This window comes from Gilliamella sp. CG22 (assembly GCF_046635725.1).
GTDB classification, from domain to species: Bacteria; Pseudomonadota; Gammaproteobacteria; order Enterobacterales; family Orbaceae; genus Gilliamella; species Gilliamella apicola_I.
Window position 1 is genome coordinate 12,422 of the sequence record NZ_JBIDFK010000005.1, and the last position, 23,991, is coordinate 36,412.

23 protein-coding genes and 1 tRNA gene are annotated in these 23,991 nt (G+C 35.0%); 18 read left to right on the plus strand and 6 right to left on the minus strand.

The genetic code is table 11. From position 1 onward, the window contains the following. Nucleotides 1-202: 202 nt before the first annotated feature. The gene (locus tag ACGH46_RS05885; protein WP_267380468.1) at nucleotides 203-1,495 is read left to right on the plus strand and encodes an MFS transporter; all 1,293 of its coding nucleotides are present in this window, start codon (nucleotides 203-205) and stop codon (nucleotides 1,493-1,495) included. A 363-nt stretch (nucleotides 1,496-1,858) separates the two neighbouring features. On the opposite strand, the gene fabB is transcribed toward ACGH46_RS05885, so the two are convergent. Next, nucleotides 1,859-3,070: a beta-ketoacyl-ACP synthase I gene (fabB, locus tag ACGH46_RS05890; RefSeq protein WP_065559433.1), complete on the minus strand. Its 1,212-nt coding sequence runs from the start codon at nucleotides 3,068-3,070 to the stop codon at nucleotides 1,859-1,861. A gap of 301 nt (nucleotides 3,071-3,371) precedes the next feature. Here fabB and ACGH46_RS05895 point away from each other — a divergent pair, with 301 nt between their 5' ends. Together ACGH46_RS05895 and ACGH46_RS05900 are read left to right on the plus strand one after the other, a co-directional pair. Next, complete coding sequence (locus tag ACGH46_RS05895; protein ID WP_411598693.1) at nucleotides 3,372-4,637, plus strand: putative DNA modification/repair radical SAM protein; 1,266 nt, start codon at nucleotides 3,372-3,374, stop codon at nucleotides 4,635-4,637. Nucleotides 4,638-4,640: 3 nt separating this feature from the next. Then, complete coding sequence (locus ACGH46_RS05900; RefSeq protein WP_411604720.1) at nucleotides 4,641-5,444, plus strand: TIGR03915 family putative DNA repair protein; 804 nt, start codon at nucleotides 4,641-4,643, stop codon at nucleotides 5,442-5,444. Nucleotides 5,445-5,498: 54 nt separating this feature from the next. Here ACGH46_RS05900 and ACGH46_RS05905 read toward each other — a convergent pair whose 3' ends face one another. Then, nucleotides 5,499-6,257, minus strand: coding sequence for an MlaA family lipoprotein (locus ACGH46_RS05905; RefSeq protein WP_267360146.1), 759 nt, complete (start codon nucleotides 6,255-6,257; stop codon nucleotides 5,499-5,501). 128 nt (nucleotides 6,258-6,385) lie between these two features. On the opposite strand from ACGH46_RS05905, the gene ACGH46_RS05910 reads away from it, so the two are divergent. From ACGH46_RS05910 to pmrB, 7 genes are all read left to right on the plus strand, one after another. Beyond that, a tRNA-Arg gene (locus ACGH46_RS05910) sits at nucleotides 6,386-6,457 on the plus strand. A gap of 258 nt (nucleotides 6,458-6,715) precedes the next feature. Beyond that, on the plus strand, nucleotides 6,716-7,543 hold the full coding sequence (locus ACGH46_RS05915; protein WP_267360147.1) for an ABC transporter substrate-binding protein: 828 nt from the start codon (nucleotides 6,716-6,718) through the stop codon (nucleotides 7,541-7,543). Between the two features lie 4 nt (nucleotides 7,544-7,547). Then, entirely contained in the window at nucleotides 7,548-8,273 is a 726-nt protein-coding gene (locus tag ACGH46_RS05920) for an amino acid ABC transporter permease (protein ID WP_411604723.1), read from the plus strand. Between the two features lie 15 nt (nucleotides 8,274-8,288). Next, nucleotides 8,289-8,972 (plus strand): amino acid ABC transporter permease, encoded by a 684-nt coding sequence (locus tag ACGH46_RS05925; RefSeq protein ID WP_411598762.1) that lies wholly within the window; start codon nucleotides 8,289-8,291, stop codon nucleotides 8,970-8,972. Between the two features lie 143 nt (nucleotides 8,973-9,115). Next, nucleotides 9,116-9,643 (plus strand): undecaprenyl-diphosphatase, encoded by a 528-nt coding sequence (locus tag ACGH46_RS05930; RefSeq protein WP_411598761.1) that lies wholly within the window; start codon nucleotides 9,116-9,118, stop codon nucleotides 9,641-9,643. Nucleotides 9,644-9,777: 134 nt separating this feature from the next. Beyond that, a complete protein-coding gene (gene pmrA, locus ACGH46_RS05935) occupies nucleotides 9,778-10,440 on the plus strand; it encodes a two-component system response regulator PmrA (protein WP_267360152.1) in 663 nt (220 codons plus the stop codon). A 30-nt stretch (nucleotides 10,441-10,470) separates the two neighbouring features. Continuing rightward, complete coding sequence (pmrB, locus tag ACGH46_RS05940) at nucleotides 10,471-11,574, plus strand: two-component system sensor histidine kinase PmrB (protein WP_411604726.1); 1,104 nt, start codon at nucleotides 10,471-10,473, stop codon at nucleotides 11,572-11,574. Here pmrB and ACGH46_RS05945 read toward each other — a convergent pair. Beyond that, nucleotides 11,546-12,166, minus strand: a complete 621-nt coding sequence (locus tag ACGH46_RS05945; RefSeq protein WP_267380756.1) for a YrbL family protein — start codon at nucleotides 12,164-12,166, stop codon at nucleotides 11,546-11,548. The genes pmrB and ACGH46_RS05945 overlap by 29 nt on opposite strands. Before the next feature lie 274 nt (nucleotides 12,167-12,440). On the opposite strand from ACGH46_RS05945, the gene rplM reads away from it, so the two are divergent. The 6 genes from rplM (at nucleotide 12,441) to glnE (ending at nucleotide 19,742) form a co-directional block, all read left to right on the plus strand. After that, entirely contained in the window at nucleotides 12,441-12,869 is a 429-nt protein-coding gene (gene rplM / locus ACGH46_RS05950) for a 50S ribosomal protein L13 (RefSeq protein ID WP_034901369.1), read from the plus strand. 11 nt (nucleotides 12,870-12,880) lie between these two features. Further along, nucleotides 12,881-13,273, plus strand: a complete 393-nt coding sequence (rpsI, locus tag ACGH46_RS05955; protein WP_034901366.1) for a 30S ribosomal protein S9 — start codon at nucleotides 12,881-12,883, stop codon at nucleotides 13,271-13,273. Nucleotides 13,274-13,590: 317 nt separating this feature from the next. Continuing rightward, complete coding sequence (locus ACGH46_RS05960; RefSeq protein WP_267352456.1) at nucleotides 13,591-14,223, plus strand: glutathione S-transferase N-terminal domain-containing protein; 633 nt, start codon at nucleotides 13,591-13,593, stop codon at nucleotides 14,221-14,223. A gap of 47 nt (nucleotides 14,224-14,270) precedes the next feature. Continuing rightward, a complete protein-coding gene (locus tag ACGH46_RS05965; RefSeq protein WP_411596865.1) occupies nucleotides 14,271-14,681 on the plus strand; it encodes a ClpXP protease specificity-enhancing factor in 411 nt (136 codons plus the stop codon). Nucleotides 14,682-14,835: 154 nt separating this feature from the next. Further along, nucleotides 14,836-15,780 (plus strand): inorganic triphosphatase, encoded by a 945-nt coding sequence (locus ACGH46_RS05970; RefSeq protein WP_411604728.1) that lies wholly within the window; start codon nucleotides 14,836-14,838, stop codon nucleotides 15,778-15,780. Between the two features lie 1,133 nt (nucleotides 15,781-16,913). Beyond that, a complete protein-coding gene (gene glnE, locus ACGH46_RS05975) occupies nucleotides 16,914-19,742 on the plus strand; it encodes a bifunctional [glutamate--ammonia ligase]-adenylyl-L-tyrosine phosphorylase/[glutamate--ammonia-ligase] adenylyltransferase (protein WP_411604730.1) in 2,829 nt (942 codons plus the stop codon). Between the two features lie 168 nt (nucleotides 19,743-19,910). Here the strand turns inward: glnE and ttcA are convergent, their stop codons facing one another. Beyond that, a complete protein-coding gene (gene ttcA / locus ACGH46_RS05980; RefSeq protein ID WP_411598757.1) occupies nucleotides 19,911-20,807 on the minus strand; it encodes a tRNA 2-thiocytidine(32) synthetase TtcA in 897 nt (298 codons plus the stop codon). A gap of 14 nt (nucleotides 20,808-20,821) precedes the next feature. Beyond that, on the minus strand, nucleotides 20,822-21,394 hold the full coding sequence (gene yeiP, locus ACGH46_RS05985) for an elongation factor P-like protein YeiP (protein WP_220216846.1): 573 nt from the start codon (nucleotides 21,392-21,394) through the stop codon (nucleotides 20,822-20,824). A 116-nt stretch (nucleotides 21,395-21,510) separates the two neighbouring features. On the opposite strand from yeiP, the gene ACGH46_RS05990 reads away from it, so the two are divergent. Continuing rightward, the gene (locus tag ACGH46_RS05990; protein ID WP_411590529.1) at nucleotides 21,511-21,777 is read left to right on the plus strand and encodes a YkgJ family cysteine cluster protein; all 267 of its coding nucleotides are present in this window, start codon (nucleotides 21,511-21,513) and stop codon (nucleotides 21,775-21,777) included. Between the two features lie 213 nt (nucleotides 21,778-21,990). After that, nucleotides 21,991-23,433 (plus strand): amino acid permease, encoded by a 1,443-nt coding sequence (locus ACGH46_RS05995; protein ID WP_267360167.1) that lies wholly within the window; start codon nucleotides 21,991-21,993, stop codon nucleotides 23,431-23,433. A 122-nt stretch (nucleotides 23,434-23,555) separates the two neighbouring features. Here ACGH46_RS05995 and infA read toward each other — a convergent pair whose 3' ends face one another. Continuing rightward, complete coding sequence (infA, locus tag ACGH46_RS06000) at nucleotides 23,556-23,774, minus strand: translation initiation factor IF-1 (RefSeq protein ID WP_025315083.1); 219 nt, start codon at nucleotides 23,772-23,774, stop codon at nucleotides 23,556-23,558. Between the last annotated feature and the right edge of the window lie 217 nt (nucleotides 23,775-23,991).

The following is a 23,991-nucleotide window of genomic DNA, read 5'->3' on the forward strand; positions in this document are numbered from 1 at the left end:
CATCGTTATAAAGCTCACTAAGGTGAGCTGATCTTATAACTATTAAAAGTATTAGATACACCATTTATATCGAAAAGTAAGTTAGTTGTTATTGGTTGCAATAAAAGCAGATTATCAAATTAGCGTCTAAAAGCGTTGTGATTCGTTGCTCATTGATTTGAGTGATGGAGGACAATAGCCTAATTATACTTAAGGAAATTCTATGAGTATCTTAACAAATAAAGAGCCGACATCGGGATATCATCCTAAAAAGTGGAAAGGTCGTTATAGTGTCCTGTTGTTATTATGGTCTGCTTGGTTAGTATCATTTCTCGATCGAATGGTGATGAATGTATCGCTTCCCTTTATTGGTGATGATTTAGGGTTGGATAAAATAGAACAAGCATCAATTATCAGTGCTTTTTTTATTGGTTATGCCCTTTTTCAAATACCGGGCGGGTATTTATCCGATAGATTTGGATCCCGTAAAGTCATGGCATTCGCCATCGTTTGGTGGTCAGTTTTTACTTTTTTCACAGGTCTAATCTATATTCTGCCTTTAATGTTATTAGTCAGATTTCTGTTTGGTCTAGGAGAAGGCGGGTTTCCTGCTTCATCATGGAAAACCATTGCCACTTATTTTCCTACTAAAGAACGAGGTCGAGCCACTGCGATTCAATCTTCTGTCAATACATTAGGGCCTGCTATTTCGGTCATCGTTGCGGTGACAATTATCGAATGGTTAGGTTGGCGTGCCGTTTTCATTCTGTTGAGCCTGCCCGGATTAGTATTAGGTTATCTTATCTACCGTTTGATACAGAATCATCCTGCTGAAAATCCCTTAATCAAGCCTGAAGAACTGCATGAACTACAAGAATGCAATGACAATTTTAATCCCCCTAATCATAACGTCAATTTGCGCAATAATAGCCAGTCGCTAGCGGATGTGTTGAAAATGCCTTTATTATGGAAGCTGTCGCTAATTTGGTTTTTATTTGATATTACTTTTTGGGGATTTACGACTTGGTTACCCAGTTATTTACTGGAAGCAAGAGGATTATCGTTATCTAAGACTGGGATATGGGCCGCTATCCCATTTTTATTTGGTGCAGTAGGTACCTTGATCGGTGGCTATCTTGCCGATAAATTTGTACAACGACTCAAAATTATTTATGGCGTTACCGCAATCTTATCTGCTAGTTTTTTATTTCTTATGTTTAACGTTGAAAATCTTGATGCAGCCATTGCTTTTCAATGTATTTCAGCGTTGTTTATGTTTATTGCCTTTGCTATTTTTTGGGGAATGTTAATGCAACTTATTCCAACTGTCATTATGGGTAAAGCTTCCAGTATCGTTAATTTTGGCGGACAAGTTGCCGGAATTATTTCACCCTTTATCATCGGTTTTTTAATTGAAAAATCAGATGGTGGATACCAAAGTGGTTTTTTATTTATGGTGCTATCACTGATTGCATCGGCAATTTTAACGCTATTCATTCAAAAAATAACACGTTAAAAAAGTGGAGCAATGCTCTGCTTTTTGTTATTGCTATTCAATCCATTAATATGGTTGCCATAAGGTTTGATTTAACAAGTGAAATAAAAGTAGTCAGAATAATTAAGAAGAAATCTATACGATTAACCTAATCGGAAAAGTAAAATTTTTTCTTTAAAAATCATCGTATTGTAAAAAAGATAAAAATATCTGCGAAATTTATTGATTACTATGTGATTCAAAAATAAGTCAGGTTAACGTAACGCATTAATTAGTTAACCAATGAAAAATAGGATGTTTATAAAATGAATGTTTGCGATATTTTTGAACGTGAATAAAAAAACCGTTCCAAAGAGAACGGTTTTATTTAACTAAAACACTAGACTAAGCTTTATATTTTTTCATGACAATTGAAGCATTAGTCCCACCAAATCCAAAGCTATTCGACATGACTGTCGTTAATTCACGCTCGGTTGGTTCAGTGATAATGTTCATGCCAATAGCGGCTTCATCCAGTTCATCAATGTTAATACTTGGCGTGATAAAGCCATGTTCTAACATTAATAATGAATAAATTAATTCTTGTGCACCTGTCGCACTTAACGAGTGACCCGTCATTGATTTAGTGGATGAAATCGCCGGGATATTATCACCAAATACTTGCTTGATAGCCCATAGCTCTTTAACGTCACCAACAGGAGTTGATGTACCGTGTGTATTGATATAATCTACAGGCACATCTAAATCTTGGATCGCAAGTTGCATACAACGCATTGCACCTTCACCAGATGGGGCTACCATGTCATAACCGTCAGATGTAGCAGCATAACCAACCAGTTCACCATAGATATGGGCACCACGAGCAAGTGCATGCTCTAACTCTTCAACTACAACCATACCAGCACCGCCGGCAATCACAAATCCATCACGGTTGGCATCATAAGCACGAGATGCTTTTTCAGGTGTATCATTGTATTTAGTTGATAACGCACCCATTGCATCAAATTCACATGACATTTCCCAACAAAGTTCTTCACCACCACCGGCAAAAACAATATCTTGTTTACCGAGTTGAATCAGCTCAGCAGCATGACCAATACAATGTACAGACGTTGCACAAGCTGACGTCATAGAATAGCTAATCCCTTTGATTTTAAATGGTGTTGCTAAACAAGCTGAAATTGCTGATGACATTGATTTTGTCACAGCATAAGGCCCTACGCCACGTAATCCCTTTTCTTTCATACCTGCAACGACGTTATATTGAGTTTTGGTTGAACCACCATAGCCCGCAATTAAACCAGTTCGAGGATTTGAGACTTGTTCAGGAGTCAATTTTGCATCGTCAATAGCTTGTTGTAGAGCAAGATAACCATAGATAGAAGCATCATTCATAAAGCGCACGATTTTGCGATCGATAAGTCCAGTAGTATCTAATTTAACATTACCGCAAACATGGCTTCGCATTCCGCTATCTTTCATTTCTTGAGAAAAAGTGATTCCACTACGACCCACTTTTAATGATTCTAAAACCTCTTTAGTATTGTTCCCAATACTCGAAAGAATACCTAATCCGGTAATAACAACTCGTTTCATGTAATATTCTGCTCCTAAATTAACTGGCTTCATAAGAAAAATTGATGTGATTATAGCGTACACTTGTAAGCTGAACAATACCTAACGAAGCTATTTTATTTATAATATTAAATCGAGTAATTTCGAAAGTAAAAAATATATCAATTATCCTTTAAATTATATTAATTATTATGTTTTATTAACAATAAACCTCATACTTTGTTAAGTACCTAAAATTACACTTTTCTGATTGTTTATTTACTTGCTAATTAAAAAGTGATTAGTATAATACTGTTTGTTTATACAGTATAAGGGGTTAGCAATGAATGAAAAGATGATATCAAAGCTTGAAATATTAGCTGAATCAGCAAAGTATGATATTTCTTGTGCTTCAAGTGGCTCATCTCGAACTAATAAAAATAAAGGGATTGGCAGTGCGCATCGTTGTGGAATATGTCATTCATTCACTGCTGATGGGCGTTGTGTCTCTTTGCTTAAAATCATGTTAACCAACTATTGCATGTTTGATTGTGCTTATTGTATAAATCGCCAAAGCAATGATATTCCCAGAGCTGGATTTACGCCTAAAGAATTAGCTGATTTAACCATTGAATTTTATCGTCGTAACTATATTGAAGGACTTTTCTTAAGTTCTGGCATTGTCAGAAGCCCTGATCATACGATGGAAAAAATGATTAGAGTGGTAAAAATATTACGTAATGAACATGGATTTAATGGCTATATCCACATGAAAGCCATTCCTGGTGCCAGTAATGATCTTATTGTTCAGGCTGGTTTGTTGGTTGATCGAATGAGTGTTAACTTAGAGATCCCGACAGAAAAAAATCTAAAGTTATTAGCGCCCGATAAAGATCATCAAAGCATTTATCAACCAATGCGCCATATTCATCAAAACTTACTTGAAAACATAGAAGATCGAAAAAAAATTAAATCTACGCCAAAATTTGTACCAGCAGGGCAGAGCACTCAAGTCATTATTGGGGCGACAGATGAGACTGACAGCCAGATTTTACAACTAACGGCTAAACTCTATAAACGACCAAGCATGAAGCGTGTTTATTATTCAGGGTTTATTCCTGTTAATGGTTATGATAAAAGATTACCCGTATTGCAAGAAGTACCAAGAGTACGAGAAAATCGCCTTTATCAAGCTGATTGGTTATTACGATTCTACGATTTTAGTGTCGACGAAATTGTCAATGATCAATATCCTGATCTTGATTTAACTGTTGATCCTAAACTGGCGTGGGCTATTCGAAATCCCCAATTCTTTCCGGTAGATATAAACCGTGATAGTTATCAAAAAATTTTACGGGTACCGGGTATTGGTGTTAAATCGGCAAAATTAATTGTTTTAGCAAGGCGACATCGTAAATTAAATTTAGAAGCCTTAAAACGAATAGGCGTTGTTCTAAAAAGAGCCCAATTTTTTATTATTTGCCATGAAATGCGAAAATTTAAATTATTAGACTCATCCGAGCAGTATATTCGCCTTTCTTTGCAAGAAAAACCGTTGCTTGAAGTCAAAAATGATAATATTCCTCAGCAATTAGTGATGGGTTGGTAAATCATGTTAGCTTTTCAATATGATAAAAGTTTTGAAGGATTGCTATGCGCAGTGTTTGATGCGTTTGAGCAAAAAAAGATGCCCGATTGTTTGTTGGCGCATAATGATCTTGTGCCTTTGTTAGTATCCGATACGCATCATGTGGAAGTACGTAATAGTAAATATGAACGGGTTCAAGTAGCTTTGAACAAAAAGTTATCTCACGTTGCGCTTAATCAATTAAAGTATGTTTGGCTTTCTGAATTACCAGAAAGTGATTTCATTATTTTTCGTTATATCTGTAAAGTTTTCAAATCAAAGCATCCTATTGAAACGGATTTTGGTGATCCTGATGTACTAATTGTTCACGACATTGCTAAAAAAGTAAGTCGGGAACGGCATCATTTAATGCAATTTGTTCGTTTCAATACTATTGAAAACCCAATTGATAACACAAATGACGGACAAAATGAAAAGATCTATTTTTCGGTTATTGCTCCTATCTATAACGCATTGCCTTTAGTCTTAGATTTTTTTAAAGATCGTTATGCCGATCAGAAATGGGCGATTTATGATGAAAAACGTAAATATGGCTACTTTTATGATCTCGAAAGACTTGAAAAAATTTCACTTGTTGATCATGAGGAGTTGATCGTAGATAACAAAGTCAATCAACGGTTTTTAACGAAAGATGAACAACTATTTCAAACCCTATGGCATCGTTACTTTAATGCTTTATCTATCAAAGAAAGAGAAAATCCTAAATTACAACGTCAACAGATGCCAAAACGGTTTTGGCACAATTTACCTGAAATGAAAGGCAAATAAAAAACCGCTATTGAAGCAGCGGTTTTTTTTATCTACAAATCATGATAAAACAAGTTATTGTGAATCGATATCATTAATAAAACTATTGATGCTTTCTTCACGTTGTTGCTGTTTCTTTTCATCGACTTTACCACCAGAAGCAATAAAATCATTTCGTTGGAAATAAGCATTACGCATAAAGTTATAAGGATCGTCACTGTTTTTAATCAGATCTTCGTATTCAATCGCCACCGCACGAGCCTCAATACCGTCGAACACGCCTCGTACTAATGCCCATTTCCAATTTAACCAAGCTAAAGGTGGATAAAGCGTATCAACTAAGGCACCGCCTTCCTCTCTAAGCGTTGCTGAACCATAGAAAGGTAAAACCACATATGGACCATACGGTACGTCGTAGTGACCAAGCACATCACCAAAAGTATGCCTATTGCCTTTTTGTAATTGTGGGTCAGCTAAACTGGCAACATCAAATAATCCTGCAACACCAAAAACAGTGTTTAAAAAGAATCGTGCTAAGTGTTTTCCGGCTTGGTGGACATTTCCTTGTAAAAGATTATTCACCATCGAAGCAGGTTCAGAAAGGTTAGAAGAAAAGTTCACGACACCTTTACGAAGTGGTGTTGGTACATAATCTTTCCAAACGACAGCTGCTGGACGCAAAACATACGGATCTAATGCATAATAGTTAACATTAAACATTGCTTTATTGAATCCAGATAAAGGATCACTGTATGAATTGCTTTCAGGATCATATGAAGCGCAACTTGTTAGCGCCATAACAGAGAACAGCATACCAATTATTCTTTTTTTCATAGGATTTTCAACTAAACAAAATTCAGATTATTGATTTTTTAATTGTATCATGTTTACACATAATACAAAATTTTTCATTATTTAAATGGTATTATTTTTTTAAATTTATTAAAATGGGCGCCCCCGATGACCTCATAGTTAAATGGATATAACGAGCCCCTCCTAAGGGCTAGTTGCAGGTTCGATTCCTGCTGGGGTCGAATGATAATATATATTCCAGTCATACATAAATATAAATCATAGTCTAAAGAATATACCATTTTCAATCTTAGAATTTTTTGAGATACAAAAAAATTATCTGAATCTTGTGCATAATTTTCCTTAATTGACTTAACCACTACACTAAGACATTTTAAATATAACTTTAAGTTATAAGCATCTAAATAATCGTTATTTATCCCCCCAATACTTTATTGATAAACTTAAAACCCTATTAAGTCCAAAGGGGGATAATAACAATGAAATTTTTTACTAAGTCACTGTCGGTAGCTGCATTAATCGGTTCATTATTGGTCGCAAGTTCGGTTTATGCTGATCGTCTTGATGATATCGAAAAAAAAGGGGTAATTAAAATTGCGGTATTTGATAGTAATCCACCCTTTGGATTTGTTGATGAAAAATCGCATAATATTGTCGGGTTAGATGTGGATTATGCCAATCAAATCGGTAAAGCTTTAAAGGTAAAGGTTGAACTTGTACCGACTAATCCTGCCAATCGTATACCATTATTAACTTCACAAAAAGCCGATTTAATTGTGGCTAATTTCACCGTAACTGAGGAGCGTGCCAAAGCGGTTGATTTTAGTTTGCCTTATTTTGCTACCGGACAAAAATTTGTGGCAAAAAAAGGGGTATTAACATCACCGGATGATTTGAAAAATCTTCGTATTGGAGCTGATAAAGGGACAGTAATGGAAATTACTCTACGTGAAAAATATCCTACCGCTAAAGTAATTTCGTATGATGATACGCCGTTTGCGTTTGCCGCTTTACGTAATGGGGTGGTGCAAGCTATTACGCAAGATGATGCTAAATTAATTGGTTTACTTGCCAATGTGCCCGAAGAGCAACGTGCTATTTTTGAAATCTCACCCTTTAGTATTACCCAAGAATATCAAGCGGTTGGCATTCCTAAAGGCGAAACTCGTTTAAAAGATAAAGTGAATCAAATCTTGTTAAATCTTGAAACAGACGGTGAAGCGGTGACGATTTATAATCGCTGGTTTGGACCCGAAACGACGTCAGCAATGCCTCGTGGTGATTTTAAAATCGGTAAAGGTCAATAAATAGATGTTTGAGCAATTACTTGAACCACGATATTTGTGGTGGTTGTGGGACGGTTTTTTAGTGACGCTTGCGATTTCGTTATTCACCATAATATTGTCAACTGTGCTGGGTTTTTTGTTAGTGATTGCTCAACAAAGCCATATCAAAATCATAAAAGGTTTGGTGACATTCTATAATGCAATTTTTCGTTATTCGCCTTTACTGCCCCAACTGTTTTTTTGGTATTTTGGTGTCGGTAATTTATTACCAATTGAATTTAAAGTGTGGTTATTTGATGAACCCCAAATTCAACTCTTTTTTTTAACGTTAAAAATGCCTTCTTTTGAGTTTATTATTGGTTTGATTGCTTTAACGTTTTATTCCAGTGCTTTTATTGCTGAAGAGTTTCGGGCTGGTATTTTAGGTGTGGCGAAGGGACAACAACAAGCGTCTTTAGCGTTGGGGTTAACGTGGTGGCAAACTATGCGGTTTATCATTTTACCACAAAGTGTGCGCATCGCTTTTCCGCCATTAATTGGGCAATATATGAATATTATCAAAAATTCATCATTAACCATGGCTATTGGCGTGCTTGAACTTTCTTATGTTTCTCGGCAAGTCGAAACGGAATCCTTAAAGACGTTTCAAGATTTTGCTATTGCAACCTTGTTATATATTTTAGCCATTGTAATAGTAGGAACGGTTGGCAATATTTATCAAGCAAGTCGGTTGCAAATAAGTAAAGGTTAGTCAGTTATGGATTTTATGGGATTTGCTGTTATTTGGAATAATCTGGGTTACCTGATGTGGGGTAACTTTCCTGGTGGCATGTTTTTAACGTTATTAATGAGTGTTGTTGCAATTGTTTTTTCAACTATTTTAGGCATAGTAGCCGGTGTTGGTTTAACCGTGCTAAAAGGGGGAGTGCGTCAGTTACTTATCACGCTTCTTGCTTTTTTGCGAGCAATTCCAGTCATTATGTTAATTTTTTGGACTTATTTTCTATTACCCGTGATTTTTAATGTTGATGTACCGGCTATTGCTACCGTGATCTTTGCTTTATCATTAATTGGAGCAGCTTATATTGGGCATTCTGTTCATGCCGGTATGAATGCAGTTGGTAAAGATCAGTGGCAAGCGGCTTATTCATTGGGGCTGAATAAAGCGCAAGTGATTATCGCAATTATTTTACCACAAGCATTAAAGATGATGTTGCCGTCGTTTATTAATCAGTGGGTTTCACTCATTAAAGATACTTCTTTGGCCTACATTGTTGGTGTTGCCGAGTTTACCTTTGTGGCAACACAAATTAATAATCGTAATATGGTTTACCCGACTGAGATTTTTTTATTTGTCATTCTGGTTTATTTTTTCATTTGTTGGTTGCTTGATATTACGGTTTCATTTTTGGCAAGATGTTGGTTGCATTATGGCATCGACCACAAATAAACATGTCTAACTTTTCAGTATTTAAATTAAACCCATATAACGATAAGTCACTCATGTAAAATAGATTAAAGGGGTTATTAAGGTTTTTTTAAGGTTAATAGGTTACATTTTTGATATGAATAATTCAGTCTGTTCAACTTTTCATGTGGTATGATATTAATACTAAACTCTTTTTATTGATTAATGCTTCTGATCAAGCATCAAAATCTTTTATCTATTTTGCAATCTTTTGTGCTAATTATTTAATGTTTTTTCCAATTATCATGTTAGCTGGCTATTGGTTTTTGAAGCCCGATTATCGAGAATCGATTGTTAAAATTATGGTTAGTTTAGTGTTAGCGCTATTGATTTCTTTTGTGATACGTCATCTATTTTATTCGCCTCGCCCTTTTGCGCTTGATGTTGGAACCCATTATCTGTATCACGAAACCAATAGTTCGTTGCCAAGCCAACATGCTGTTTTTGTATGGACACTGTTTTTTTCGATTTTTTTCAATACAAAGCAGCAAGTTAAAAAATTATATTATTGCTGTTTTATTGTTGCGTTATTGGTTTGTTGGAGCCGAATTTATTTAGGTATTCATTGGCCTTTAGATATTATTATCAGTTTTATTGTCAGTCTTTTATCGGCTTATTTTGTGTCTAAATCTTGGGTTGCTTTTCTTAAATGATTGAGTGTATTAATCGTTAATTCAATAAAGTTGAGTCAATAAATCCAGTAATTGAATTTTTTCGATATCACTATTTTTACGTTAATTAAGGAACATTTAATATGAATGTCCAATCGACAATAGGATAACATTTAATGAAAATACTTATTGTTGAAGATGATAGCCTTCTTCAAAAAGGACTCTATGATGGCATTACTTCTAACGGTTATGTGTGTGAAGTGGCATCTAATGGTAAACAAGCTGAGCAGTTTATTCAATTTGGTCAATTTAGTCTGATAATATTGGATCTGGGGTTACCTGATTGTGACGGTTTAGATTTGCTAACGCGTTGGCGTAAAAAACAGATAGATACCCCAGTGCTTATTTTAACCGCTCGAGATACCATTGAAGATCGAGTTGAAGGATTAGATCATGGTGCCGATGATTATCTTATTAAACCTTTTGCTTTAACTGAGCTTTTAGCCAGAGTGAGAGCCTTAATTCGCCGTAATCAGGGCACTGCTGATAATCTTATTTGCTTTGGTTCAATTACCATTGATATTAAGCAACAAATTGTCACTCAACATCAGCGTGAAGTAACATTGACGCCTAAAGAGTTTATTGTACTTTCTCGACTGATGTTAAAAGCCGGCGAAAAAGTACACCGTGATTTATTGCAAAATGATCTATATGATTGGCAAAGTGATCCAAGTTCTAATGTGCTTGAGGTTTATATTCATGGATTACGAACTAAATTAGGTAAAAGTTTAATCAAAACTGTACGGGGCTATGGTTATCAACTCAATAGCGACCATTAAATTATTATTTTTCTTTATTGAATGAAAAACATGATGATCTTTAAATCGTTAAATAATATTCGTCAAAGTATTCGTTGGAATCTTTTTTTCACTTTAGGGGCGATTATGCTCATTTGCCAGATCATTACGGTGTTATGGTTATGGCATGAAAGTAAAGAACAGATAGATGTATTGGTAAATTTGACCTTAAGTCAAAACAAAATTGATGAAGTGGTTGAACATGAAGAACTAGAAGCTATTTTTGCCTTATTTTGTTCTGCTTTTTCAATGATGTTAGTCACTTTATTCCTTGCGTATAAAGCCATTAAATGGATTACAAAACCCTTAGAAGTGTTAGAAAAAGATTTAAATGAACGAACCGAAGATAATCTGAGTCCTATTGATCCCATTAGTAATAAGCGAGAAATTAAATCCATTACCACTGTTTTAAATAAGTTGTTTGTCCGATTAAGTAGTACACTTGCTCAAGAGCGTCTTTTTACGGCTGATGTTGCGCATGAAATGCGAACACCATTAGCCGGTATCCGTTTGCATTTAGAATTATTAGAAACAACACATCATATCGATTGTCATGAATTAATTGATCGTATTGATCGTTTAGTTAATACCGTCGAACAGTTATTAATGCTTGCCAGAGCTAGTCAAAAATTTACTGTTGGACACTATCAAAAAATTAATTTTCATGATGATATTATGTTGCCGCTTTTTGAAGAGTTATCCGAGCAAGCATTCCATAAGCAACAAGCGATTCAATGGAACATACCTGATAAAAAACTGATGTTTGAAGGAGATACCACTTTAATTAGATTATTGATTCGAAATTTGGTTGAAAATAGTAGTCGTTATAGTCCACCCAATACCAAAATTGTCGTTAATTGTTTTAAAGATGCAAAAGACATTATTATTAATGTCATCGATGAAGGTAGCGGTATTGATGAGTCTAAAAGCGAAAAATTAACTCAAGCCTTTTTCCGTATGGATCGAAAACATGATGGAATAGGGCTTGGATTAAGTATTGTGAATCGTATTTCAAAGTTGCATCATGGATCGTTCACTTTAGAAAATCGTCATGATCATCATCAAGGGACCATTGCTCAGCTACGTCTTACTGATTTACCTCATCAATTAAATTAGCCACAAGTGGATTATGCCAATTATCTTTGATGATTGATTTTAAAAAACGTTGCCATGTGCGCTCAATCTTTGATTTAGCAAAATAGGGTATATAGTTGGCAACCGGAATAAAGGTCGAATTACCAATATTATCTATAATGACAAGCCGATTTTTTTGTTCTGAAAGATGTTGAAATAAGATATTTTTGCTTTTAATGGTCATCGTAATGATACGATTGTCAAGCAATGTCGACTTTAATGCTTTTAACAAAACAATTAATTCATCATAGTATTGTTGTGTTAATTGTTGGTCAGCAAGATATGTTTCGAGTGGTGTAGCGGTTTTGCCATCATAATTACGAATTAATTCGAAAAGATGTCCTTCACCAAAATTTGTTTGCACAGGGCCATAATATTTGGCTAACGCATCCCACGAGATATTGCGTTTAATAAGATGTTTGTAATAGGCAATTTCGCGGTTAGTTTCTTGTTCTGCCCCATCATTATAGTTGACTTTAATACATTGATCGGGATTAGTCGGATGGTGATAGCACTTCCTATGTAAGCCTTTGCTTATATAATCTTTATCGGTAAGTTGAATTATCTGAGTCATCTAAAATAATATGATTGAGTAAAATTAGTTTTAAGTTTAACAGCAAGCGTTTTTACTTGCTATAATTTTTTATGACAAAACCTAGCACTTTTACTATATTTCTGTATAATATTGCAACCCACGTTACAACAGTGTTCTTCCCAACACTGTTTTCGGTTGTCAAGGTTAATATAACAACTCGAAGGGGTTAGTTACTTAATCATTGCAATCAAAAAGTGTAAATAAATCGTTTGATTTATTAACGTGAGATTAATTAAAAATTGGATAAATACGAATGAGTACTTTTTCAGCTAAACCAGAAACAGTTAAACGCGACTGGTATGTTGTTGATGCAGCAGGTAAAACGTTAGGTCGTTTAGCTACTGAGATCGCAAGCCGTTTGCGTGGTAAACATAAAGCAGAATATACACCACATGTAGATACAGGTGATTATATTATCGTTATCAATGCAGAAAAAGTTGCTGTAACAGGCAAAAAACGCACTGATAAGATCTATTATCGTCATACTGGTTACATCGGTGGACTTAAAGAAGCGACTTTTAAAGAAATGATTGAACGTCATCCTGAACAAGTCATCGAGATTGCTGTAAAAGGCATGTTACCGAAAGGTCCTCTTGGTCGTGCAATGTACCGTAAACTTAAAGTTTATGCTGGTAGCGAGCACAATCATGCGGCACAACAACCGCAAGTATTAGATATTTAAGGGGATAGAAGATGGCTGATAATCAATATTACGGTACTGGTCGCCGCAAAAGTTCTGCTGCTCGTGTGTTTATTAAACCAGGTAGTGGAAATATCGTTATTAACAAACGTTCATTAGAGCAATACTTTGGTCGTGATACAGCTCGTATGGTTGTGATGCAACCTTTAGAGTTAGTTGAAATGACTGACAAACTTGATCTTTACATCACTGTTAAAGGTGGCGGTATTTCAGGTCAAGCGGGTGCGATTCGTCACGGTATTACTCGTGCATTAATGGAATATGATGAAACTTTACGCTCTTCATTACGTCAAGCGGGCTTTGTTACTCGTGATGCACGTCAAGTTGAACGTAAAAAAGTGGGTCTACGCAAAGCTCGTCGTCGTCCACAATTCAGCAAACGTTAATTGCAGACGTTACAAAATTATTTCAAAAGCCCAGCATTGTCTGGGTTTTTTTTATGACTAAAATTTATCACACTTCCAATTACCAAAGTCTTTTTTTCATTTCATCGGATTATTTAATTGTGAGCCAACTGTTATTGATAAATTGTATCGGTTTTAATTGACTTAAACATGGTAAATTGTCAAAGTTTTTCACAATTAAAACGATTATTTGAAGAAAGATGATAAGAAAATTAATTTTTTTTAACAATTTTGTTATCCAATTTGCTAGAATAGAAACTCTCTAAACCTATTTTAAATTTTGCATATTTGGAGTGAACATGGTTGTTGCTGTTAATAAACGTTCTGTAATGACATTATTTTGTGATACAACAGATATCTATGGTCATCAGATCCGATTTGTGTTGGCAGAAAAAGGTGTGACTGCTGAAATTGAGTTTGTAACTGCTGATAATTTACCTCAGGAGTTACTGGATCTTAATCCTTATGGTTCAATTCCAACGTTGATTGATCGCGATTTAACACTGTATGAGCCTCATATAGCGTTAGAATATCTCGATGAACGTTTCCCTCATCCACCATTAATGCCTGTTTATCCGATTGTGCGTGCTAATTCTCGATTAACGATGTATCGCATTAAAAGAGAATGGTACAGTGCTTATGAAACCATTATCGCCGACCCAAATAGTGATGCCGCTAAAGTCGCACGTAAAAATCTTCTTGATGATTTAGTCTCAATTTCTGTCATGTTTAAAGAAAAAGACTTTTTTATGAGTGATGATTTTACGCTATGCGATTGTTATTTCGCACCTCTACTATGGCGATTGCCAATACTTGGTATAGAATTACCTAAAGTTGCGGAAAAAAATTATTTAGCCTACATGGCAAGAATTTTTGAACGCCCAGCTTTTATCAGTTCATTAACTGAAGATGAGAGAAAAATTAGAGTATAATAATTTATCTGCTCTAATTTATTATGTGATTTTAGAAGGTAATCTAAATGGATCCAAACCAAATGACTGCTCGACGCCCTTACTTATTTAGGGCGTTTTATGATTGGATTGTTGATAATGAACTTACTCCTTATATCGTGGTAAATGCTTCGGTATTCGGTGTTCTTGTACCGCAAGAGTTTGTGAAAGATAATCAGATCGTGTTAAATATTGCGCCACATTCCGTTGCGCAATATAGGGCAACAAATGAAAAAATTGAATTTAATGCGCGATTTTCGGGTGTGCCACAACATATTGTTGTGCCGATGTCAGCCGTAGAAGCCATTTATGCTCGTGAAAATGGCGTGGGCATGGGATTTGAAGACGAACCCGAATATAAACAGCAACGCGAAACCGATATTCAGCAATCTGATAAAGTCGAGAAAAAATCAACAAACCCATTCCGAGTAGTGAAGTAATAATTTAACCCAAAAACTTGATGATAAATTTAGTTGAACAGTTGGTTAACTATAGAAAGTGATGATCAACTGTTTATTCCCACCTAATAGTGTATATTTATTTCATTAATCGGGATATGATATAGCAAATTAAATCATATTCCCGTTTAAATTCATGAGTAATGAAATTGAGTTAAAATTCCAGATAAATAATTGTGACATTGCTGATCTACAATCTTTTTTAAACCAATGGGCAAGTAGTGATGAGCTTGAGTTTTCGAGCTTATCGAACAATCAGCGTACATTTTCAACCTTATCTTTGTGTAACTGTTACTATGACACAGCGGATAATTATTTGCGAAATCATCAATGTGGATTAAGACTTAGAGTAACTGAAAGCAACGAAAGTAAACAGTACGAAATGACGTTAAAACGTGATAGTCATGCTATCGCCGGTTTGCATGAACGCGCTGAATATAATGTTGATTTAAGTTGTCCACAACTCGATTTATCTCTATTTCCTGTAGGCGTATTTCCTAACAATTGTGACATCGAAAAGTTGCAGCAAAATTTAAAACCACTTTTTACTACTAACTTTACCCGTCAAGTGTGGTTAATCTCGTTTGCGAATAGCGAAATTGAAGTTGCTTTAGATATAGGCAAAATAACCTCAAATGGTAAATTTAAACCAATACAAGAAGTTGAACTCGAAATAAAACAAGGCAATAAACAAGATTTGATTAACTTTGCGATTGAATTAAGTCGTTTTAACTTACATCTTTTTTCGCAGAGTAAGGCTTCAAGAGGTTACCGTTTATTATTAAATAAACCTGTTACTTCTGAACTCTTTTCTGCACAAATTGAACAAGATTTACCAAATTTACTCAACTTTTGGCAACAAAATGAAGAATATGCTTTAGAAAATAATGATTTCAGTTATTATAAACAGTTACTTATTCAAATAAACGAAGTATTAATAAACCAAAATGTTCAAATTGAACCGGAATTTGAGCAATGGCAAATGGCGATACAACGTATTGACTCAATTATAAAGTTTGCTTGTAGCGAGGCAAACACAAAACTCAAACTTAGGTTAATTTCTGAAATAAATGGAATATAGGTATAACAATGAAATTGAACAAGACTTTTTTTAAATTACCACTATTATTAGTTTTATTTTATTGGTTATTTAATATTTTATATATCATAGTCTATGTTACTGGATTTAATGATTATCCTTTACTGTCAGATATGACAAATAATCAATTTATTCGGTATGTAACTAGGCAAGTCGTAATCAACTTCTTCTTCCAAATACCTTGTTCGATTGTTTTATTTGTTGTTTCCATCGTATTATTTAATAAATACTCCATTCATCAAATCAATTCGAGAAATATTTTTAATACTTTACTTGTTGCTATTTTATTTGCCTCAATGGAGGTTGCAGGACGATCGCTTTTCTACAGTGATATCTTTTTATGGGTTAGATCTAAACTTAATTATTCAAATTCTGTTATCTCTTCTTCGTCTCTAACTTATGAAATGATTAATTTTGTTAACATATTAATTAGTTATATTTTTATAACACTGTGGACTTATCTTAGTATCAAATTGTTGAATAAAAATTTTATTCGCAGCAATGACGTATTAACTCAATCTGAAAGTCAGCGGTTACATTTTGGGTTATTTATTTCGCTTTATAATTGTTATTTTAGCACGTTGTTATTTCCTCTAATTTTTTTCGGTTATTATCACAGTTTAACAAGTTCAATTATTAATCTAACAATTTTAGTTCTCTTTTTATTCATGACTAATTTGATAGGCTATTTTTTGTTGAGAAAATGTTTTACAGGCGTAACAGAAATTTTAAACCTGAAAAAGCTTATATTTAGTTCGCTATGTATATTTATTTTCAATTGTATCTTGGTTGCAATAATTTTTTGGGTATCTGTTTTTCTGTATGAATATTTACAAGCATTCTATAGATTCTCCAATAACTTTTTATTGTGTTATACATGGATAACGATAGCAATGGTGTTTATTTTAAGTTCGATACTGGTTAGAATTATGACTAAACTGTTATTTGATTCAAAAAATAAAATTAATATCACGCAATAATACAAGTTGTTATAGATGTATTGGTAAAAATGAGTTTTAACGTAATACTCAGATTATGTTTTCGGTTATAGTAAATGGCGTTGATGCAATGATCTAACAAATCAAACCCGATAATACCTTGTGTGAGACAGAAAAATGCCCAAATCTAATCTTTTTAAAGATCAAAAGCAAAGCGTTATCAATCAGCTTCAACATTGCGATCCAGTACTGGTACAAGCAAACCTTGATATTTTAGTGCAAAGTAATTTTCTTGTTGAGGCATTTTCTCGTTTTCCACATTGGCTTGCTGATTTTGTACAAAACCCACCACTGGCAGATGAAAGACAATATTATCAATCTTGGTTGAATGAACAGTTAGTTTCAGTCATAGATGAAGCCTCGTTAATGAAAATATTAAGGCAATTTCGCCATAAAATGCTAATTCGCTTAGCATGGTCTCAATTAATAAAGGCAAGTAGTGATGAACAGATTTTGTTACAACTCAGTGAATTGGCAGAAATAATTGTTGTAACGGCTCGTGATTGGCTCTATACATTAAGTTGTCAAGAATGGGGAACGCCAAGCAATATGCAAGGTAAACCCCAACCGTTATTGATTTTAGGTATGGGTAAATTGGGTGGTGGCGAGCTAAACTTTTCGTCTGATATTGATTTGATTTTCACTTATCCAGAACATGGACAGACACAAGGCGGACGTCGAGAATTAGATAATGCGGTTTTTTTTACGCGTTTAGGACAACGTTTAATTAAAACGCTTGATCAGATTACTGAGGATGGATTTGTTTACCGTGTTGATATGCGTTTACGCCCTTTAGGGGATGGTGGTCCATTGGTTCTTAGCTTTTCTTCTATGGAAGATTATTATCAAGAACAAGGTCGAGATTGGGAACGTTATGCAATGGTGAAAGCAAAGGTATTAGGTGATCAACATGATCCTTATACCCAAGAACTCTATCAAATGCTTAAACCTTTTATTTATCGCCGTTATATCGATTTTAGTGTTTTACAATCACTGCGAAACATGAAAAGTATGATTGAACGTGAAGTCCGTCGTCGTGGCTTAAAAAACAATATTAAACTTGGCGCTGGCGGCATTCGGGAAATTGAGTTTATCGTTCAAGTTTTTCAACTTATTCGAGGTGGTCGAGTGGTTGGATTGCAAACACGTTCGTTATTAAGTGCTTTGCAGGTTATTGAACAAGAATCATTACTGAAACTCAATGAAGTGATTTTACTTCGAGAAAATTATCTTTTTTTACGTCGTTGTGAAAACCTTTTACAAGCGATTAATGATGAGCAAACCCAAACTTTGCCAGACAATGAACTAGATCAAATGCGTTTAGCAACCAGTATGGGATTTAATAATTGGGAAAACTTTAAACAAGACTTGGCAAAAAGAATGTTGATCAACCGTGAAATATTCAATGAATTAATCGGTGATGAACAGTCCGAATCCACCCAGTCTAAACAATATAATGATAAGTTTGATGATTTATGGGTACCAGACTTAGAATTAAGTGATGTCAAAGCGGTATTACCTAACTATTCTGATCAAACGGCAACCCAGCTTTGTCAATTGTTAATACAATTTCGCAATGATATTGGTAAACGGACAATTGGAGTGCGTGGGCGAGAAATCCTTGATCAACTTATGCCGAGATTATTAGTAATACTCTGCAATGAAAAAAATGCCTTAACTGTGTTAGCAAGAATTTTTCCTTTGTTAGTCAATATTGTTAGCCGTACCACCTATTTAGAATTATTACTTGAATATCCCACTGCATTGAAGCAGTTAATTCGGTTGTGTAGTGCTTCCCCGATGATTAGTGATCAGTTGGCACATTATCCGATCTTGTTAGATGAACTCATCGATATTCATTCACTTTATCAAACGGTTGCCCCTAACGAATATAAAAGTGAACTTTACCAATATTTGCTTCGCATTCAAGTTGATGATGAAGAACAACAACTTGAAGCGCTCCGCCAGTTCAAGCAGATGCAGTTATTGCATATCGCTGCTGCTGATGTGGCGCATGTTTTAACCACCATGAAAGTCAGTGATCATTTAACGTTTGTGGCCGAAGCTCTCCTTGATTTTGTTGTTCAAATGGCATGGAATCAAATGATAGCTCGATATGGCAAGCCAGAACATCTCACTGATGACCATAAAGGTTTAGTGGTTATTGCGTATGGTAAGTTGGGCGGTTGGGAGCTGGGTTATGGGTCGGATTTAGATTTAGTTTTTTTACATGACTGCCCTGTTAACAGTATGACTATGGGTGAAAAACAGATAGATAGTCGTCAATTCTATCTTCGCTTAGTTCAGCGTATAATCCATTTATTCAATGTACGTACCAGTTTTGGTATTTTGTATGAAGTTGACATTCGTTTACGTCCGCAAGGGGAAGCGGGTTTATTAGCTTGTAGTTTAGCTGCTTTTGAGGACTATCAAATGCATGAAGCATGGACTTGGGAGCATCAAGCATTAGTCCGCGCCAGAGCCATTTATGGCGAAGTTGAACTTATTGAGCATTTTAAACAAATCCGACATAAAGTACTTTGTAAAGTACGTGATGAACATCAATTAAAAACCGAAGTTAGAGAAATGCGTGAAAAAATGCGTACTCATTTGGGGTCAACTCAACCAGATTTATTTAATTTAAAAATTGATCAGGGTGGAATAGGGGATATTGAATTTTTATCACAGTATCTTGTGCTTAATTACGCACATCATTATCCTAAAATGACAACTTGGAGCGATAATGTTCGGATATTAGAATTAGCCGCTAATTATCAGATTATGGAACAGGATGAAGCCCAAAAGCTCACTCAAGCTTATATAGATATGCGTAACGAAATTCATCAATTATCATTACAACTATTACCCAGCACGGTTGATAACTCCTGTTTTGTTGAGGAAAAACAAATCGTCAATCAGAGTTGGTCTAAATGGTTAATAAATTGAAAAATATTAATGTTGATAATCAATTTAAACTTTATCGATAGAATAATCGATTGAATGTTATCAGTGAGTTAACGCTATTAAAATTGACGAAAAAATGATGTTTTAGATTTGTTATCCCACTAAAGTGTTGAGTGGGATAATTTTACAAAATAGCGATAATATAAAGATTTATTTAACTTCTTTCCATAAGATCATGTCTTGATCTTCAAGGTCGGATGCATCAAATCCAATCGGTTGGGGCATATCTTCGTGATCAAATGCTATATCTCCTCCATCAATTACGTGATCCCCCTTTTTAATTCCTTTGAAATCAAAAAGTGAAGTATCACAAAGATGCGACAAGGTGATATTTTGGGTTGCACGGAACATGGTTTCAATGCGTCCGGGATATTTTTTATCCCATTCATTAAGCATCTCTTTAATCACTTGACGTTGTAAATTGGGCTGTGAACCACAAAGGTTACAAGGAATAATTGGGAATTGCTTAATTTCAGCATATTTTGCAATGTCTTTTTCTTTGCAATACGCAAGCGGACGAATAATGATATGTTCACCTGAATCATTCATTAATTTGGGTGGCATTGCTTTTAGTTTACCGCCGTAGAACATATTTAAAAACAAGGTTTCTAAAATATCGTCACGATGATGACCTAAGGCAATTTTTGTGGCGCCCAGTTCGGTTGCGGTGCGATATAAAATTCCACGGCGCAGACGTGAACAAAGCGAACAAGTTGTTTTACCTTCTGGTATTTTTTCTTTGACAATACCATAGGTATTTTCTTGAACTATTTTATATTCAATGCCTAACGACTCAAGGTATTGTGGTAATACATGCTCAGGAAATCCGGGTTGCTTTTGATCTAAATTAACGGCAATAAGATCAAAATCAATAGGCGCACTAATCTTTAAATTTAACAAAATATCAAGCAAAGTATAACTATCTTTACCGCCTGATAAACAGACCATAATACGATCGCCTTCTTCGATCATATTAAAATCAGCGATCGCTTCACCAGTAAGGCGACGCAATCGTTTATGGAGTTTGTTTTGATTATAGGTTTTCATGACAAATTAATACGTTATTCTGATCGTCCCATATAACGACGTTCGGCGATATGAATTTTGACCTTTTCATTGTTATCAATATATTCTGGAACTTGAATAACAAGTCCTGTTGATAATGTGGCTGGTTTAGTGCGAGCACTTGCTGATGCCCCTTTGATACTTGGTGAGGTCTCAATAATTTCTAGATCAACCGTTTGTGGTAATTCCAATGCAACGACTTCGCCATCAGCCATGAGTACTTGAATGCCGTTCATGCCACCTTCTGGAATAAAAAGAAGTTCTTCTTCAATTTGTGCTTTTTTGAAAATAAATGGCGTATAGTCTTCATTGTCCATAAAGACATATTCATCACCATCGATATAGGAAAAGCTGACTGGACGTCGAAAAAGTTCAATGGTTTCGATAATATCGTCACCTTTAAATCGCTCTTCAACTTTACCGCCTGTCTTGACATCGGTAAAACGCATTTTATAGAGTGTACTTGCACCACGGGCACTTGGACTTTGAACATCAATGTCTTTAACCAGTAATAATTTGCCATTATAAGTGACGGCATCGCCACGTTTTATTTCATTTGCTTTTGCCATAATAGTTTCTTTGTAAGGTTTTAAAATTGAATTTAAAATTTAGCTCGCTATTTTACCGCTATCTTGCTATTGTCACCATCAAAATTTATCGATGTTCCTTAAATTAAAGGAATCTTATGACAGAATTGGTTAAATGTCGTCAAAATTGTGGGGCCTGCTGTATTGCACCTTCGATCTCGTCCATTATTCCCGGAATGCCCAATGGCAAGCCTGCCGGCGTGCCCTGTATCCATTTAGATAGTCGTTTTCAATGTCAACTCTTTGGACAATCCTCCAGACCAAGGGTTTGTTGTCGATTAAAGCCGTGTATGGAAATGTGTGGCAGTAATCGTAAACAAGCTTTAGATTATTTAACTCAATTAGAACAGGTCACTAGCGCCTAAATATTGCTAATATTTAACAAACTTGCGCTATTATTAGAATTATTTATCTCGTGTTGTTTTTTTTTTGATACACTTCACCGCATTTCATTATTTAATGATAAATATACACAATAATTAAGATAAATAGTGTTTTCTATCAATCTGTTAAAATAACCGATTGGAAACTGAAGTTTTCTTAATTACCTTTACTCTCTTTAAAAGAAGATTTTTGTTATGAAAAATAAATTAAAACGGGATTTAAAGGCTCGCCATTTAGCCATGATTGCAATCGGTGGTTCAATTGGGACAGGGCTTTTTGTTGCATCCGGTGCGACAGTTGCACAGGCAGGGCCTGGCGGTGCTTTGCTTTCCTATGCCATTATTGGTGTAATGGTGTACTTTTTAATGACCAGCCTTGGTGAACTTGCAGCATATTTACCTGTATCTGGGACATTTGCGACTTATGGCGCGCGTTATGTTGACGAGGCGTTCGGATTTGCGATTGGTTGGAATTATTGGTACAACTGGGCAATTACTGTCGCGGTCGATCTGGTTGCTGCGCAGTTGGTGATTTCGTATTGGTTTGATGCCGGAGCGTATAGTTGGCTTTGGAGTTTGCTATTCTTAAGCATTATCTTCTGTTTAAATTATATTTCCGTCAAAGGTTTTGGCGAAGCTGAGTTCTGGTTCTCATTAATTAAAGTTGTGACTGTTATCATTTTTATTGCAGTTGGCTTATTAATGATTGTCGGTATTTTACGTGGGAGTGAAAGCACTGGTTGGCAAAATTGGACTGTTGGTGATGCGCCTTTTGTTGGTGGCTTTTCTTCGATGATTGGTGTTGCTATGGTGGTTGGTTTTTCATTCCAAGGCACAGAACTCATTGGTATTGCAGCCGGCGAATCAAAAGATCCTGAAAAAAATATTCCTAAAGCCATGAAACAAGTTTTTTGGCGTATTTTACTATTTTATATTTTTGCAATTTTAGTCATCAGTTTAATTATTCCTTATACCGATCCTAATTTACTTCGTAATGAGGAGACCGACATTAGTGTCAGCCCATTTACATTAGTATTCCAACATGCGGGCTTATTATCGGCAGCAGCAATAATGAATGCGGTTATTTTAACGTCAGTCTTATCCGCAGGTAATTCTGGTCTATATGCCTCGACACGTATGCTATATGCCTTAGCAAAAGAAGGAAAAGCACCTAAAATCTTTTCAAGATTATCTTCAACGGGGGTGCCTCGATTTGCATTATTAGCCACAACATTTGTTGCTATGTTATGTTTTTTAACATCAATGTATAAAGATCAAGAAGTTTATTTATGGCTTCTTAATATGTCGGGGATGACCGGATTTATTGCTTGGCTTGGGATTGCGATTAGTCATTATCGATTCAGAAAAGGATATATGGCTCAAGGTTTTGATGTGAATAAATTACCTTATCGTTCAAGTTGTTTCCCTTTTGGCCCTATATTTGCTTTTGTACTTTGTCTCACCATCACCCTTGGGCAAAACTATGAAGCATTTTTACAAGATACCATTGATTGGAATGGTGTAATAGCGACTTATGTCGGTATCCCGTTATTCTTTATTATTTATTTGGGTTATAAGATTGTGAAGAAAACTAAATGGGTGAAATACGAAGATATGGATTTTTCTCAAACGGATTAGTTTGAGAAAGTTGGTTAAAATTTTCTCTTCCGTCGACATTTATGTCGACGGAATTTTATTAAAAAAGAGAAAAATAACCAATAAGGTTAATTAATTTTTAAATAACAAGTTTGATAACGATATTAGCGACTACGGAAGATGATACGTGCTTTAGAAAGATCGTAAGGCGTCATTTCAACAGTAACTTTATCGCCAGTTAAAATACGAATATAGTTTTTTCGCATTTTGCCAGAAATATGTGCAGTAACGACATGACCATTTTCAAGTTCAACACGAAACATCGTGTTAGGAAGAGTATCAAGTATGGTACCTTGCATTTCAATGTTATCTTCTTTTGCCATTGGGGCCTCTTAATAATAAAAACAAATTAACTATACACAACTCGTTTATGATATCCCTTTTATTTTTGAGGGAAAGAAAAGTCAACTTTGGATGCTTTTCTTAAATGACTAGTTCAGTATTTTATCATAAGATAAAATGATAGTGTGTATAAACATAAAAAAGCTCAACTTACAACATATAAGTATCGCCGCAAAATAATGCCGAAAAAACTCCCAG